This is a genomic window from Loktanella agnita, assembly GCF_046640325.1.
In the GTDB taxonomy this organism is placed as follows: Bacteria; Pseudomonadota; Alphaproteobacteria; order Rhodobacterales; family Rhodobacteraceae; genus Yoonia; species Yoonia agnita.
Genome location: NZ_JBJMBF010000003.1, coordinates 129,138 through 144,138, shown reverse-complemented (window position 1 = coordinate 144,138; position 15,001 = coordinate 129,138). Strand labels below are relative to the sequence as shown.

Here is a 15,001-nt window from a genome sequence, read left to right as displayed (position 1 = left end):
TTGGCGCCGCGATACGACTTACTTGGACGCCGTCCGGATCGGCTGGCGATAAAAATAATGTGACCCAATCGCCGCCGTGCGGGGGAACAATTGTGCCCATGACGGGTTAACTGCACGCGTATGGTAATGCGTGGCGCCACCTGTCAGGGCGCGCGGTGTGCCATCCATCAACAGGCGTGCCACTTTGCCCACCCTCTCCCAGGCACGCTCTTCGGCGATCACCTCGGCAAGCCCGTCGCAGGTATACGTAAACTGGCAGGCAAACTTGCGGCCCGTGCCCTGATTGATCACAGCACACAGCGTATCGGGGTAAGACCGGTTATCCACGCGGTTAAGGATCACCTCACCCACCGCAAACATACCGCGCACGCTTTCACCGCGTGCTTCGAAATACAGGGCCTCGGCAAGGCATTCCCACTCTTCACTTCCCGTGGCAGCGGGCTGAGAGGCAAGATAAGCGCGGTCATAGATCACGCCGCTTTGGGTTGCGACACCCCGTTCATCCGCCGGCGGCAAGCTGGTGAGCAAACTCATGCGGCTGTCCGGCACCACCGACAGGGCTTGTCGTTCCTGACCCAAAAGCGCGCCAAGACGGCTGGCAAGCAGCTCATCCGCTGATACTGTCGTTCCGGATAAAAGAATACTGGCCGCTGAAATCGCGGCGCATATCGCCTTTGAAATGTTCATGTCATCCCACCCAGGAAACAGCGTGGAAGTGCCCCACGCAAGCGGGGCATCCAATAGGGGAAAGTGACGCATACGTCTACCCCTGCGGCTAACTGTCTCCGCTTAGGCAACATCAACTGTGTGTCATCGGCATTATCCCGCCATATCGGGTAGATAGGCTTGCCAGTGACACAAAAGTTACGAATTCGTTATCGTTTTTCGCGAATCACGCAGGGCACTTTGCGCTGCGGTGAGTCGGGCAACCGGCACCCGAAACGGCGAACACGAAACATAGTCGAACCCATGCTTGCGGCAGAATTCGATACCGGTACGGCTGCCACCATGTTCGCCACAGATCGACAACACCACATCCGGGCGACGCGCACGGCCACGCGCAGCACCCATCGCAATCAGCTCGCCCACACCTTCGACGTCCATCGTGTGAAACGGGTCCTCGGGATAGACGCCCTGCTGCACATAGGCCGACATGAACCGGCCCGCATCGTCGCGGGACAGACCATAGGTCATCTGGGTCAGGTCATTGGTGCCGAAAGACAAAAACGATGCATGTTCTGCGATATCTGCGGCACGCAACGCGGCACGGGGCGTTTCCACCATCACCCCCAAATGATAGTCAAACGTCATCCGGGTCTTGGCGCGAACAGCATTGGCAATCGCATCGACGCGGGCCTTGACCAGTTCCACCTCGCGCATAGCGCTCACCAGCGGGATCATGATTTCCACCGAAATCTCGGTACCATTGCGGCCCACAGCCACCATCGCCTCAAAGATCGCGCGGGCTTGCATGTCATAGATTTCAGGGATCGCGATCCCCAGACGAACCCCGCGCATCCCCAGCATTGGGTTGTATTCGCTCAGCGCATCGACCCGTTCCACCACGACAGAAAGCGGCAGGGCCAGCTGCTCTGCCAGATCGCGCATGCCGGCCCGGTCAGACGGCAGAAATTCATGCAGCGGCGGATCAAACAATCGGACACAGACGGTCTTGCCGCTCATGATGCTGAACAAGGCGGCAAAATCCTCGCGCTGCATCGGCAGCAAACGGTCCAGCACCGCGCGGCGATCATCGCTCCCTTCCGAGAAAATCATCTCGCGCATGACACCCAGACGGTCATCCTCAAAGAACATATGCTCTGTGCGGCACAACCCGATCCCTTCGGCCGCGAAATTGCGGGCAGTTTGCGCATCAGCCGGCGTATCCGCATTGGCCCGCACGCCGATATCGCGAAAAGCGTCGGACCAGTCGAGCAAGGTCTGAAACGCGCCATCCAGCGCGGCCTCCAGCATGGCAGGCTCGCCCGCCAACACCTGACCCGTGGTGCCATCAACCGTAATCATCTCTCCGGCGGCGAAGCGACGACCATCAGGGGCAATGATCTGACTGCGCTTGCGGTTGATCACCAGATCAGAGGCACCAACAACACAAGGCACGCCCAAGCCCCGGCCAATCACCGCCGCATGGCTGGTCACTCCGCCACGCATCGTCAGCACGGCTTGGGCAGCATGCATGCCGCGAATATCCTCAGGGGTCGTCTCGCGACGGACCAGAATGCAAGTCTCACCACGGGCTGCACTCGCCTGCGCCTCGGCGGCAGTCAAAACAATCCGACCCCGGGCCGCGCCCGGACTGGCGGCAATCCCGCGCACGATGATATCGCGCCGGGTCAGCGGACTGATCTGTCGGTGCAGCAATTCCGACAAGGCCGAAGGTTCCACCCGCATCACCGCATCTTCGCGGGGAATGATGCCATCCTCGGCCAGTGCCACCGCGATCCGCACGGCGGCGCGCGAAGATCGCTGCAAGCGCACCGCATCCAGAATATGCAGCCCGGTATCATCAATGGTAAATTCCACCTGCATCTCTTCGCGCAGACGGACACGGCATAGCGCGCCATACTCCACCAGGCGCGTGAACTCCTCCGGACACAGCTCTTCCAGCGACTGCCCCCGTGCATCGCGCGTCAGATAGATCGCGCCAGCAGCATTGCCCAGCGCCTCGCGCCCTTGGCTCTGGCCCAGATAGCGGCCCTTGATCTTGGGCGCGCCGGTCTGCTCGTCGACATATTGGATCACGCCAGAGCCGCATTCGCCCTGCCCCACGCCCAGCGCCATTGCCTGCACAACAAGACCCAAGCCCGCATCCGCCGGGGCACCCTTTGCTTGGCGCAGCAAACGGGCCGTCGTCCCGTCCCAGGCCCGCGCCATAGAGCGAAGCACCTCGGCCAATTGCACGGCAGGGTCCTGCGGAAACGGCTCATCGGTTTCCATTTCATAGGCGTCCAGCATCACTTGCAAACTGCGGGCATCGGCAAGCGCGGGCAGGTCAAACTCATCCGGGTCTAATCGGGCCACATGCACCGCGTAGGACTGCACGAAACGTAGATAAAGCGAATGGGCGGCCTCTGCCCCGATCAGATCGGTCATTTCAGTCAGACGGTCGTTGTTCATCCCGATATTCAGGATCGCGCCCGGCCCGCCCCAATCCGGATCTTCGCTGGATGGCCGCACCGATAGCAACGGCTGCGCCCCGAACGGGGCCAGCAGCGCAGGCATGTCCGGCATATGGCCCACCGCAATGTCATGCACCGCCTCAAAAGATAGGGCGACAGTGACCGGCACAGGTAATTCCATCCGGATCAGACGCTGCAAACACTTCGCCCGCCCGCCAAAGACATTGGTCTTCATCGGCGCGGTTGGCGTGATCAGGGTCACGGGCTCAAATATCGTCTCTTGCTGCACTGCGGCATCCTCTCTGTCCCGCACAATAGGAGAAAGCAGCGCCCCGCGTAAAGCGACGTTAACAGTTTTGCGACAGTTCGTACTGCGCGCCAGAGTTCTGGTCACTGAGGGCAGTGCCCGACCGCGGGCGGAAGCAAAGCGCCCGCCCATGGGGGCGGTCGGGCGCTGCCCGGCCTATCGACCGTGCGGAAAGGTGGAAATCGCCGAGGCTAGCCTTCGATCTTCGTCAAATCCGCGACATCCAGACAGATTTTGCGGATGCGTGATAACAGGTTCAACCGGTTGCGACGCACGACCTGCCGGTCATCATTCACCTGCACATCTGTAAAGAACGCATCAATCGGCCCCCGCAATGCCGCCATCGCCGCCATTGCTGTGCTGAAATCTTCGGCCGCCATCGCCGGAGCAATCTTTGCATCTGCAGCATCAAGGGCCGCAAACAGCGCCTTTTCAGCAGGCTCTTCTGCGAATTTGATGTCAGCACCATAGGAATATTCAACACCATCCTTTTCCTCGGCCTGAGTCAGGATGTTATTGGCGCGCTTGAACCCTTGAATCAGGTTTTCCCCGTCATCGGTGGCCAGTGTCGCCGATAGCGCCTCGGCCCGCTTGACCAGCAGTGTCAGGTCATCATTCCCCGGCATGGCAATGCAGGCGTCGATGATGTCGTGGCGAATGCCCTTGTCCTTGAGGAAGACTTTCAGGCGGTCGTGGAAGAAGGAGAGAAGATCAGATGCGATTTCACTTGCTCTGGCCATCCATACATTGATTTCGGACAAACTATTCTCAATGTCAGCAACGAACTCGTCATACTGAGCCTTAGTTCTGAAGAATTTTTCCCAACTATAGTAATCTTTTGGCTGGTTCGCGGTGATCGTCGGCGCATCCCGAAGTTGCGCTTTGAGATCCATCAAGTGCGTAATGGAATAGCGGGAGCCAAAAACACCAGCCTCAGCGAGTTTCAGGATAGGGACTACCAATCCATTCTCCAACACCAACCGAATAACCCCCAGCGCGGCCCTGCGCAGCGCAAAGGGGTCCTTGCTCCCGGTCGGTTTCTCGTCAATAGCCCAGAACCCGGTCAGCGTGTCGATCTTGTCGGCCAGCGCCACGGCGACGGACACCGGCGCAGTCGGCACATCATCTGACGGGCCAAGCGGCGAATAATGTTCCTGCGCGGCCTGCGCGACCTCGGCGGGCAGACCTGCGGCCTCGGCATAATACCGGCCCATCAGCCCCTGCAATTCGGGGAATTCATAGACCATTTCCGAGGACAGATCGGCCTTGGCCACCCGTGCCGCCTGTTCCGCCAAATCAGGATCGGCCCCCACGCTTGGCGCAATCTCACGCGCCAGTGCTGCGATCCGTTCAATCCGGTCCTTCTGCGACCCCAGCTTGTTATGGAAGGTCACGTCGCCAAGGCTGTCCAGCCAAGGTTCCATCCCCGCCTTCGCCACGCGCAAATCGTTTTCCCAAAAGAATTTTGCATCCGACAGACGGGCGGCCAGCACCTTTTGGTTGCCCGCCAAAATGGTCGCGCCATTGTCGGCGGTCTCCATATTTGCAACTGTCACAAAACGCTCAATCCGCCCGGTCTTGGGGTTGCGCACGGAAAAGAATTTCTGATGTTCCTTCATCGAGGTTTGCAGCACCTCTGGCGGCAGGCCCAGAAAATCATCGTCAATCCGGCCCAGCAGTACCACAGGCCATTCCACCAGCCCTGCGACTTCGGCCAGCAATCCGCGATCCTCGACCACCTCCAGCCCCAGCGCAAAGGCCTGATTGGTGGCCTCGTGCCAGATCATCTCGGCACGCTCATCGGCACGCAGGATCACATGGGCGCGTTTCAGCTTTGCCTCGTAATCGTCAAATCCGGTGACGGTGAACGCATCAGGGGCCAGAAAACGATGGCCGCGCGTGCTATTGCCCGACACGATCCCATCCACATCCAGCGGCACCACATTCGCGCCAGCATCATCCGACAGGACGCATAGGATCGTATGCAGCGGGCGGACCCATTTCAACTGGCCCGCACCCCAACGCATGGATTTCGGCCAAGGAAAGTTGCGGATCGTCTTTTCCAGCACCTCGGCCACGATATCAGCAGCCATGCGGCCTGGCTTTTCGATCACCGCGAAATAGACCTGACCCTTTTTATCGTCGCGGACTTCCAGATCTTCGCGCGCAACACCGGCGCCGCGCAGAAAGCCGTCAACCGCCTTATCCGGCGCACCCACTTTGGGGCCTTTGCGCTCTTCGCGTGTGGCTTTGCTTTCACCTGTCAGATCGCTGATCGACAAGGCCAAACGACGCGGCGTCGAAAACGCAGCCGCCCCGGCATAGGTCAAACCCGCCTCGACCAGACCATCCGTGACCAGCTTTTTCAGATCATCAGCCGCGCGGGCTTGCATACGCGCGGGGATTTCCTCGGAAAACAGTTCAATAAGAAGATCAGGCATCAGTTCTGGCTTTCAGGAACAGGAGGACAGTGGGCAGGCACAGGGTCACCATCAAAGACAACCGCGCCACATTCATTGATCTGGTGCCAGGCAAAGGCCCGACCATCAGGATAGACCGCCACAATACGGTCGATCCCATAGTGGATATTTTCAACGCCCAGAAACGCAATCGCCTGCGTCTGCAGGTCTTCACCAATCTGCGCGGCGTCAAAGCAATCAAACCAGCCAGGGGCGACCCGCGGTTCTGGCGCGTCATAGACCACATAGGTTTCGGTCAGCATCGCCTGGCTCAGCGGCATGGTGAAACAGGCACGATACCGGATCGGGCTGCTATCGGCATCAACCGCCTGATAGGCCGCGACACTAACCGACTCTGCCTGACCAGAGGAGACAGAGGTCAAACGCACATCCGCCACCTCTGCGTTCACTTCGTCGTAAAACGCATAGACCTGTAGGTAATACAGCGCCGCACCGGCAATCAAAGCAATCACAAGCATCCCCGCTAAGATAAAGCGTGCCATCAGGCCGCAACCCCCGCCGCATCGGTCTGCACAAACGCATCCGCGCAGGCCTTGGCCAGCGCCCGCACCCGCCCGATATATGCCTGACGTTCCGTGACAGAGATCACGCCGCGCGCATCCAGCAGGTTGAACACATGGGACGCCTTGATGCATTGGTCATAGGCCGGGTGGGCCATGATGATCCGTTTGCCGGTCTTGGGATCGTCGGCAGGGACTGCCAGAATACGCTGGCACTCGGCCTCTGCATCTTTGAAGTGCTGCAACAACGTGTCGGTGTCAGCCACATCGAAATTCCAGCGGGAATATTCCTGCTCAGTCTGTTTGAACACATCACCATAGCTCAGCGGGGTTGGCGATTGCGGATCGTTGAACGGCATATCCATCACGTGATCGACACCCAGCACATACATCGCCAGCCGCTCCAACCCATAGGTCAGCTCACCGGACACAGGCTTGCAGTCATGACCACCAACCTGCTGAAAGTAAGTAAACTGGCTAACTTCCATCCCGTCGCACCAAACTTCCCAGCCAAGGCCCCAAGCACCCAGCGTCGGGCTTTCCCAGTCATCCTCGACAAAGCGAATGTCATGCAGGGTTGCATCGACACCAATCGCTGCCAGTGATCCAAGGTAAAGCTCTTGCAGATCCGGCGGGCTGGGTTTGATCAGCACCTGATATTGATAATAATGCTGCAAACGGTTCGGGTTCTCACCATAGCGGCCATCGGTGGGGCGGCGCGACGGCTGCACATATGCGGCTGCCCAAGGTTTTTCGCCCAATGAACGCAACGTCGTGGCCGGATGGAACGTGCCTGCACCAACTTCCATGTCATAGGGTTGCATGATCGCGCATCCCTTGGACGCCCAATAGGTCTGAAGCCGCAGGATGATCTCCTGAAAACTGCGCGGTTTTTCTGCCATTTTAACCCTCGTCTGCTTTACCCGGCTGCATAGGATGCCCTGCGGCAAGGGTCAATTGGGCAACGAATTGCACATTCAGTCGCGATCGGGAAAAGCGCATGGCCTAACCCCATGCTTTCCGACATAGAGCAGAGGCGTCACTTGACGGCCGGAACCGTCGCATCTGGAGGACCAATGTTCAAAGCTCTCGCCGCATTTGTGTTTTTTGTTTTGTCGACATTCACCGCCGCGGCGCAGGACACGTTCTGGGTCCAGATCGAAGCGCATCAAACAGCGACACGGGCACAGGACCGGGCGCGCGAATTTGCCACAGGCGTGGACAACGTTGCGGGATTTTATCTCGGCGATGGGTTCTACGCGATCTTCATCGGCCCCTATTCAGAAGAACCGCAGGCCCAGCGCGCACTTGCCGTTTTGCAGGCCCGGAACGCGGTGCCACGCGATGCTTTCGTCAAGAATGGGCGCTACTTCAAAGAACAGTTCTGGCCCATCGGCGGCAGCACCGCTGCCCCAGCCCCAGCCGAACCCACCCGAAACAGTGACACTCTCTTGGACGCCGCGGACGAAACCCCGGCAGAGGCAACAGCCTCCGAAGCAGACCTCAGCCGCGCGGACCGGCAGGAACTGCAAAAAGCGCTGCACTGGGCCGGGCATTATGACGGCACGATTGATGGCGCCTTTGGCGTCAGCACCCGCAGTGCTATGCAATCCTGGCAAGAGGCCAGCAATAAACCGGGCACAGGCATATTGACCACCCAACAGCGGGCAGAGCTTCTGGACAGCTATAACAGCGTTCTTGATGGTATGAATATGCGGTTGGTGCGCGACAACGCATCCGGCATTCAGATGCTTGTCCCCACAAATGTGGTCCGCTTCACTGAATATAAACCGCCCTTCGTCCGCTTCGAAGCCAGCGGCGACATCCCGGATGCGCTGGTACTTTTCATCAGTCAGGAAGGAAACGCAGAAACGCTCGCAACTCTTTACGAGGTTTTCCAAATCCTCGACTTCGTCCCGGCGGATGGCGCGCGCAACCTGTCCGATACAGGCTTTGAAATCGAAGGGATCGGCGGCGGCATCCATTCCTATACCAGCGTCAGCCTACAGGATGGCGCAATCAAGGGCTTCAGCCTCATCTGGCCCGAAGGCGACAACCCGCGCCGCACCCGTATTCTGGCACAAATGACTGACAGCTTCGAACGGCGCGACGGCGTGCTCGACCCAAATATCGTACCCGCGGTTGAAAATCAGGGCCTCGACATGATGGCGGGCCGTGCTCTCAGCCAGCCACGCCTGTCGCGGTCGGGCTTTTATGTCGGCGCTGACGGCACAGTCGCAACCACGCCAGACGCGGTGCAGAATTGCACAAGGATCACGCTGGACCGGAACACTGATGCAGCGGTTATTTTGACAGACGATGATCTTGGCATTGCGCTTTTGCGGCCTAACATCCCGCCGACCGCAATCAGCGTGGCACGCTTTAGGACCGATGCGCCCCAGGTACAAGACCAGATCGCCGTCGCAGGCTACCCGTTTAACGGGGCGCTCAGCACACCAACACTGACCTTTGGGCAGGTGGCCGATCTGCGCAACCTGTCGGGGGACACGCGCCTGAACCGGCTGTCCGTCCTGACCCGGCCCGGCGACGCAGGCGGGCCGGTCTTTGACGAAACAGGCGCAGTGCTGGGCATGCTCCTGCCCCGCGCTGACAGCATCAGCCGTGTCTTACCGTCAGAGGTCAATTTTTCCGTCGATGCCGCTCAGATCATGGCCCTCATGGTAAAAAGCGGCGTATCGGGCACCCCAGCAGGCAGCACGGCCACGATCTCCCCCGTTGCGCTGACAAAGCAAGCCTCCGAAATGACCCTGAGCGTCAGCTGCTGGTAAAAAACGACACACGCTCAGTTTCTCCAGAACTTGACCGACAGGATGGTCAGCACCACCATGATCTCTAACCGGCCTACAAACATGGCCAGCGCAAGGATCCACTTCGCCAAATCGTTGATATTCGCGTAATTCCCAGCGGGCCCGATCTCCAGCCCCAGCCCGGGACCGATGTTCCCGATTGCCGCCGCAGCCCCTGAAACAGACGTGATGAAATCCAACCCGGTCATGCCCAGCAAGACAGAGGTCACACCCAGCGACAGAATAAAGGCGACAAGAAACGCCATGACAGAGTTCAAGACATCCTCGCTCACTGGGCGACCTTCATAGCGGGGGGTGAAAATGCCATGCGGGGAATGGATCTGCCGGATCTGGCTTTTGATCGCAGCAAAAAGCAACTGATAGCGGAACACCTTCACCGAACAGGCCGTCGATCCAGCGCAGCCACCAATCAGGCCGATGAAAAAGAACATGACCACCGGAAAGGTGCCCCAATGCATGTAATCCGCACTGGAATAGCCGGTGCCTGAAATGATCGACACCACGTTAAACAGCGTTTCGCGAAAGGCCAATTCGGTCATGCGGCCTTCACGGCCCCACAGCCAAGATGTGATCAACAGAACACAAAGGGTGATAATCAGAAAAAAGGTGCGGATCTGGGTGTCACGCCACAATGGCTGGGCCGACCCGGCCAACAACTGCACATAGCGCACAAATGGCAGCGCCGCGAGCAGCATGAACACGACACCGACATAATGCACACCCGGCCCATACAGCCCGAAAGAGCTGTCATCATTCGCCATCCCCCCGGTCGAAACCGTGGTCATCGCATGCACAATGGTATCAAAGGTGTTCATGCCCATCGCGGAATAGCCCACGATGCAGGCCAGTGTCAGCCCGACATACACAACCGCGATCCGGCTTGCGATCTCACCGGCGCGTGGCAGGATCTTCCCCATCGTATCAAAGGATTCAGAGCGGAAAATCTGCATCCCCCCAACGCGCAGTTCAGGCAGGAAAACCATCGCTACAACAATGATCCCGACCCCGCCCAGCCATTGCAGAATACCGCGCCACAGTTTCAGCCCGTCTGGCAGGTCACTCAATCCAGAAAATGCGGTAGCCCCCGTAGTGGTCAGACCGGACATCGCCTCAAAAAACGCATCGGTGAATGTCGCCTCGGTCGCGCCCAGAATAAACGGAATGGCCCCGAAAACCGGCAAGGTGATCCAGACAAGCGAGGTCAGCAAAAAGGTCTGGCGCAGACTCAACCCCTCGCTCACCCCGTTGGAACAGGCCAGCGCCATCAGCACACCCGTCAGGATCGTGATCGTGGCACTTTCGAAAAAGACAAACCAATGCGGATTGCCCGCCAGCAAATCGACAGCCAAAGGCCCTAGCATCGTCAGACCAAGCGACGCCACAAGAAGACCAATTACATATCCCGCCGGGCGCAGATCAAGCATAGCGCAGCGTTGGCCCGACAAATCGCCGGTGTCAAGAATATGCGAGACAAAAGCGATGCAAGATCACCTCAAGACGCGATGCGACACGTCAGAGCACACAATAGACGCGTGCTTGTATGAACTTGAAACCACAACCCTGCGCCTTAATTCTCGTGACATGTTTGATCCCAGCCATGCCGCAGCCCTCTCGCGATTGAAGACGTTCATCCCCAAGGCCAGTGCGGCCTATGCCGCAAAGCGGAATTACGACGACACCACACATGTCGCGACGCTCTCACCCTATATCCGGCATCGGATCATCACAGAGCAAGATGTACTGACTGAGACCCTTAATCAGCACAGCCCGCAAGCCGCCGCAAAATTTATTCAAGAGGTTTTCTGGCGCACCTATTGGAAAGGCTGGCTGGAACTTCGGCCCAGTATCTGGACAGCTTTCCGGGCCGAACGCGACGCTGCCCTGAACCGCATTCAGACAGAAAGCGGCCTGCGGCAAAGGTGGGAGGCCGCCTGCAAAGGCGCAACCGGGATCGACGGGTTCGATCACTGGGCGCAGCAACTCGCGGCAAGCGGCTATCTGCATAATCACGCGCGCATGTGGTTCGCGTCGATCTGGATTTTCACGCTGCAACTGCCTTGGACATTGGGTGCGGATTTCTTCCTGCGCCATCTCTACGATGGTGATCCCGCCTCCAACACCTTGTCATGGCGCTGGGTGGCCGGCTTGCAAACCAAGGGTAAAACCTACCTCGCCGATCCTGAAAATATCGCCACCTACACGCATGGCCGGTTTCGGCCAACCGGTCTTGCCAGCCATGCGACCCCATTGGAAGGAGCGCCACACCCGGCCTCGGGACCTGCCCCCATCAGCGATCCAATCGACCCTGTGTTGCGCACGGGGCTGCTGATCACCGAAGAGGACCTTAGCCCCGATTGGCTTCTCAATCGGATCGCTCCCGTCGCCACAGCCACGGTGCAAACCACGCAGCACCGCAGCCCACTGATCGTCGCGCCCCAAGTCTGCGACTTCGTGCGGGACACGATCAGCGATTGCACCTTACGGTTCGGTGACAGGCTGGGGCCGGTCACAACGGAAAGCTCCGACACGCTGGGCCGCTGGGCCGAAACGCACGATGTGCAACAGATCGTAACCAGCTACCTACCTGTCGGACCAACGCAGGACGCGCTACGTGGGCTACCCCTGTGTCAGGTCATCAGATCCTATGACAGCGCCGCATGGCCGCACGCCACCCATGGCTATTTCCGGTTTCGTAAACAGATCCCGGCCTTGCTGGACCAGCTCGGCGCGGCATGATCATGCGCTTTTATAAAATCAAATTTCCGCCAGTGGCGTGAAGCCGCATCAAACAACAGTTGCTGCGAAGCACCACACCGGATATCTAAACTAAACAGTTCACATCCAGCCAGAGGTGCCAGATGCCCACGACACTCACGATCAACGGTCAATCCCATGATATCGACCTGCCCGACGATGTGCCGCTCCTCTGGGTGCTGCGTGACGCCATCGGGCTGACAGGAACAAAGTTTGGCTGCGGTGTCGCCGCATGCGGGGCATGCACGGTGCAGATTGACGGCGAGGCGGTGCGGTCCTGTCAGGTCGCGCTGGCGGATGTCTGGGGCGCGGTGACAACCATCGAAGGGTTAGGCACGCCAGTGAACATGGCCACACTCCAACAAGTATGGGTCGACCATCAGGTCGCGCAATGCGGCTACTGCCAGTCTGGGCAGATCATGAACGCCGCCGCCCTGCTCGCTCAGACCCCCGATCCGACGGATCAGGATATCGACGACGCCATGCAGGGCAATCTTTGCCGCTGTGGCACCTATCCGCGTATCCGGGCCGCGATCAAGGACGCCGCCCAACGGCTGCAGGAGGCGTAAATTATGGCCAAAATTGGAAAAATAGCCCGCCGCAGCTTTCTGATCGGCAGCGCCGCCATCGCTGGCGGAGTCGCTTTCGGGGTCTATCAGGTCCGTAAGGAGGCACCTAACCCGCTGATCGCGGGCGAAGGCGAAGCAACGCTGACCCCCTATATCCTGATCAATCAGGATGGGATCACCATCATCGCGCCGCGCGCCGAAATGGGGCAAGGGGTGCACACGACGCTCGCCGCGCTGGTGGCCGAGGAACTGGACGCGGCATGGGACGATATCACCGTGCTGCACGGACCGCCCGCACAGGCCTATTATAATCAGGCGCTGCTGGGTCTCGCCCTGCCCTTCCGCCATTATGCCGACAGCGATTTTCAGCACAATTTGCGCCAAAGTGTCGGCATGGTCGGCAAGCTGCTGAACCTGCAAATCACCGGCGGCTCCACCTCGACCCGCGACGCGTACGAACGGATGCGGCATGCCGGGGCCTCTGCCCGCGAGGCGCTGAAACTGGCCGCTGCCGCACGGCTCAGCCAGCCGGTCGGCACGATGCGCACCGAAAACAGCAGGGTTATCGCGCAAAACGGGACTGAAATCGCCTATACCGATCTGGCCGAAGATCTGCGCGACATCACCCCGCCCGACACCGACCTGCGCGACCGCAAGCTTTGGAAATATCTGGGCACCTCCATGCCCCGCACCGATATGGTCGGCAAATCCACCGGCACCGCGCAATATGCGACGGATATCCAACTGGACGGCATGAAATTCGCCACAGTCCGGATCAACCCCCGGCGCAATGGGATGATCTCTTATGACGCGACAGAGGCACGCGCGATGCCCGGCGTCGACACCGTCATCGACCTGGACGACGGGATCGCGGTGGTCGCCTCGAACACTTGGCTTGCCATGCGCGCGGCAGAGGCTGTGGCGATCAACTGGGAAGACGCCACCTACCCCTCCGACACCGAAACCCTGCGCGGGGCCATCGGCGCATCGCTGGACGGACCCGCAGACAGCACCACACGGGACGACGGGGATGTAACCGCCACACGGCCCGGCACAGAAATCAACGCCAGCTACAGCGTGCCCTTCCTCGCCCATTCCACGATGGAGCCGATGACAGCAACAGCGCGCTTCACCGGCGACCGGCTCGAAGTCTGGGTCGGCACGCAAGCCCCGGTTCTGGTGCGGGACAAATGCGCCGAGGCGGTCGGGCTGGCCCCGGAACAAGTCATCGTACACACCACACTACTCGGCGGTGGCTTCGGCCGGCGCAGCGAATTTGATTTCCCGGTACAGGCGGCCCGGATCGCACAAAGCCTGCCCGGCGCCCCGATCCGCATGACCTGGACACGGGAAGAGGACATGCGCCACGATTTCTACCGCCCCGCCGCAATGGCGCGGTTCCGGGGGATCGTGGCAGATGGCAAGGCACAGCTTGTAGACGGGCGCATCGCCGCGCCATCGGTCACCCACAGCAGCGCGATGCGGATGATGGGCTCTGTCCCGCCCGGCCCGGACCGGGGGCATGTCGAAGGGGCCGCCGATCAGCCCTACGCCATCCCCGATTTCCGGATCACCGGACACCTGACAGAGCTGGACATGCCGCTTGGCTTCTGGCGGTCGGTCGGCAATTCCTTCAACGGGTTCTTCTTTGACACATTCATCGACGAACTGGCCCACGCGGCCGACGCCGATCCGCTGCAATTCCGACTGGACATGGCACAGGCCGAACACGCGCCCTCTGCCGGGGTGATCGCGGCGGTCGGCGAAATGTCGAACTGGGGAGCAGACACCCCCACCAACATCGGGCGCGGCGTGGGATTCACCTATTCCTTTGGCACACCCGTCGCCGAAGTGGTCGAAGTCGAAGACACCGGCAACGGCATCCGGATCAACAAATGCTGGATCGCCTGCGATGTGGGCACCGCGCTCGACCCCGGCATCATCGAAGCGCAGATGATCTCTGGCGCAATCTACGGATTCTCCGCCGCGATGCAGGGGGAAATCACCTTCCGGGATGGCGAGGTTGAGCAGTATAATTTCTATGATTACGACGCGCTGCGGATGCACAACACGCCAGACTTCACGGTGCAAATCCGCGAAACCAACCCGCATATGGGCGGCGTCGGCGAACCCGGCACCCCGCCCGCGATGGCAGCACTCGGCAACGCGCTGTTCAACCTGACCGGCACCCGGGCAAGAGAACTGCCCTTGATCAACACCTTCGACTTGATCTTGTAAGAACGTGGTCCGGTACCAGCAGGAATCCCGCTGCGTACCGGACCACAACCGAGACCACTGTCAGCGATGCGAGGACTGAGCTGCCTTTCGGAGTAATCCTTTCGTCACCACAAATTGTGCCCGTCCAACACTCTCACTATTCGACCCTCTGTCGCCGCCTTTGGCTATTGTTCCACATTATTCCGTGA

10 protein-coding genes are annotated in these 15,001 nt (G+C 59.7%); 4 read left to right on the top strand and 6 right to left on the bottom strand.

The window, feature by feature from the left end; translation table 11 throughout:
- Positions 1–18 precede the first annotated feature (18 nt).
- The 5 genes from ACJ5NV_RS04405 to ACJ5NV_RS04385 form a co-directional block, all read right to left on the bottom strand.
- The gene (locus ACJ5NV_RS04405) at positions 19–687 is read right to left on the bottom strand and encodes a cell wall hydrolase (protein WP_411642411.1); all 669 of its coding nucleotides are present in this window, start codon (positions 685–687) and stop codon (positions 19–21) included.
- A 177-nt stretch (positions 688–864) separates the two neighbouring features.
- Positions 865–3,372 (bottom strand): putative PEP-binding protein, encoded by a 2,508-nt coding sequence (locus ACJ5NV_RS04400; protein ID WP_411642565.1) that lies wholly within the window; start codon positions 3,370–3,372, stop codon positions 865–867.
- Between the two features lie 263 nt (positions 3,373–3,635).
- Positions 3,636–5,885 (bottom strand): glycine--tRNA ligase subunit beta, encoded by a 2,250-nt coding sequence (glyS, locus tag ACJ5NV_RS04395; RefSeq protein WP_411642410.1) that lies wholly within the window; start codon positions 5,883–5,885, stop codon positions 3,636–3,638.
- Complete coding sequence (locus tag ACJ5NV_RS04390; RefSeq protein WP_411642409.1) at positions 5,885–6,406, bottom strand: DUF6446 family protein; 522 nt, start codon at positions 6,404–6,406, stop codon at positions 5,885–5,887. Before ACJ5NV_RS04390 ends, glyS begins: the two co-directional genes overlap by 1 nt.
- Positions 6,406–7,326 carry a glycine--tRNA ligase subunit alpha gene (locus tag ACJ5NV_RS04385; protein ID WP_411642408.1) on the bottom strand — a complete coding sequence of 307 codons (921 nt, stop codon included), beginning with the start codon at positions 7,324–7,326 and terminating at the stop codon, positions 6,406–6,408. Before ACJ5NV_RS04385 ends, ACJ5NV_RS04390 begins: the two co-directional genes overlap by 1 nt.
- A gap of 174 nt (positions 7,327–7,500) precedes the next feature.
- On the opposite strand from ACJ5NV_RS04385, the gene ACJ5NV_RS04380 reads away from it, so the two are divergent.
- Complete coding sequence (locus ACJ5NV_RS04380; RefSeq protein WP_411642407.1) at positions 7,501–9,213, top strand: trypsin-like peptidase domain-containing protein; 1,713 nt, start codon at positions 7,501–7,503, stop codon at positions 9,211–9,213.
- Between the two features lie 14 nt (positions 9,214–9,227).
- Here ACJ5NV_RS04380 and ACJ5NV_RS04375 read toward each other — a convergent pair whose 3' ends face one another.
- Positions 9,228–10,676 (bottom strand): TrkH family potassium uptake protein, encoded by a 1,449-nt coding sequence (locus ACJ5NV_RS04375; protein ID WP_411642406.1) that lies wholly within the window; start codon positions 10,674–10,676, stop codon positions 9,228–9,230.
- 112 nt (positions 10,677–10,788) lie between these two features.
- On the opposite strand from ACJ5NV_RS04375, the gene ACJ5NV_RS04370 reads away from it, so the two are divergent.
- The 3 genes from ACJ5NV_RS04370 to ACJ5NV_RS04360 all read left to right on the top strand — a co-directional run bounded on the left by ACJ5NV_RS04370 (position 10,789) and on the right by ACJ5NV_RS04360 (position 14,813).
- Positions 10,789–11,988 carry an FAD-binding domain-containing protein gene (locus tag ACJ5NV_RS04370; RefSeq protein ID WP_411642405.1) on the top strand — a complete coding sequence of 400 codons (1,200 nt, stop codon included), beginning with the start codon at positions 10,789–10,791 and terminating at the stop codon, positions 11,986–11,988.
- Between the two features lie 122 nt (positions 11,989–12,110).
- Positions 12,111–12,575, top strand: a complete 465-nt coding sequence (locus tag ACJ5NV_RS04365) for a (2Fe-2S)-binding protein (RefSeq protein WP_411642404.1) — start codon at positions 12,111–12,113, stop codon at positions 12,573–12,575.
- A gap of 3 nt (positions 12,576–12,578) precedes the next feature.
- Complete coding sequence (locus ACJ5NV_RS04360; RefSeq protein ID WP_411642403.1) at positions 12,579–14,813, top strand: xanthine dehydrogenase family protein molybdopterin-binding subunit; 2,235 nt, start codon at positions 12,579–12,581, stop codon at positions 14,811–14,813.
- The last annotated feature ends 188 nt before the right edge of the window (positions 14,814–15,001 follow it).

Excerpts from the sequence above, each read along its gene's own strand:
- ACJ5NV_RS04405 (WP_411642411.1), bottom strand. The coding sequence starts at position 687 with ATGAACATTTCAAAGGCGATATGCGCCGCGATTTCAGCGGCCAGTATT.
- ACJ5NV_RS04400 (WP_411642565.1), bottom strand. The coding sequence starts at position 3,372 with ATGAAGACCAATGTCTTTGGCGGGCGGGCGAAGTGTTTGCAGCGTCTG.
- glyS (WP_411642410.1), bottom strand. The coding sequence starts at position 5,885 with ATGCCTGATCTTCTTATTGAACTGTTTTCCGAGGAAATCCCCGCGCGT.
- ACJ5NV_RS04390 (WP_411642409.1), bottom strand. The coding sequence starts at position 6,406 with ATGGCACGCTTTATCTTAGCGGGGATGCTTGTGATTGCTTTGATTGCC.
- ACJ5NV_RS04385 (WP_411642408.1), bottom strand. The coding sequence starts at position 7,326 with ATGGCAGAAAAACCGCGCAGTTTTCAGGAGATCATCCTGCGGCTTCAG.
- ACJ5NV_RS04380 (WP_411642407.1), top strand. The coding sequence starts at position 7,501 with ATGTTCAAAGCTCTCGCCGCATTTGTGTTTTTTGTTTTGTCGACATTC.
- ACJ5NV_RS04375 (WP_411642406.1), bottom strand. The coding sequence starts at position 10,676 with ATGCTTGATCTGCGCCCGGCGGGATATGTAATTGGTCTTCTTGTGGCG.
- ACJ5NV_RS04365 (WP_411642404.1), top strand. The coding sequence starts at position 12,111 with ATGCCCACGACACTCACGATCAACGGTCAATCCCATGATATCGACCTG.
- ACJ5NV_RS04360 (WP_411642403.1), top strand. The coding sequence starts at position 12,579 with ATGGCCAAAATTGGAAAAATAGCCCGCCGCAGCTTTCTGATCGGCAGC.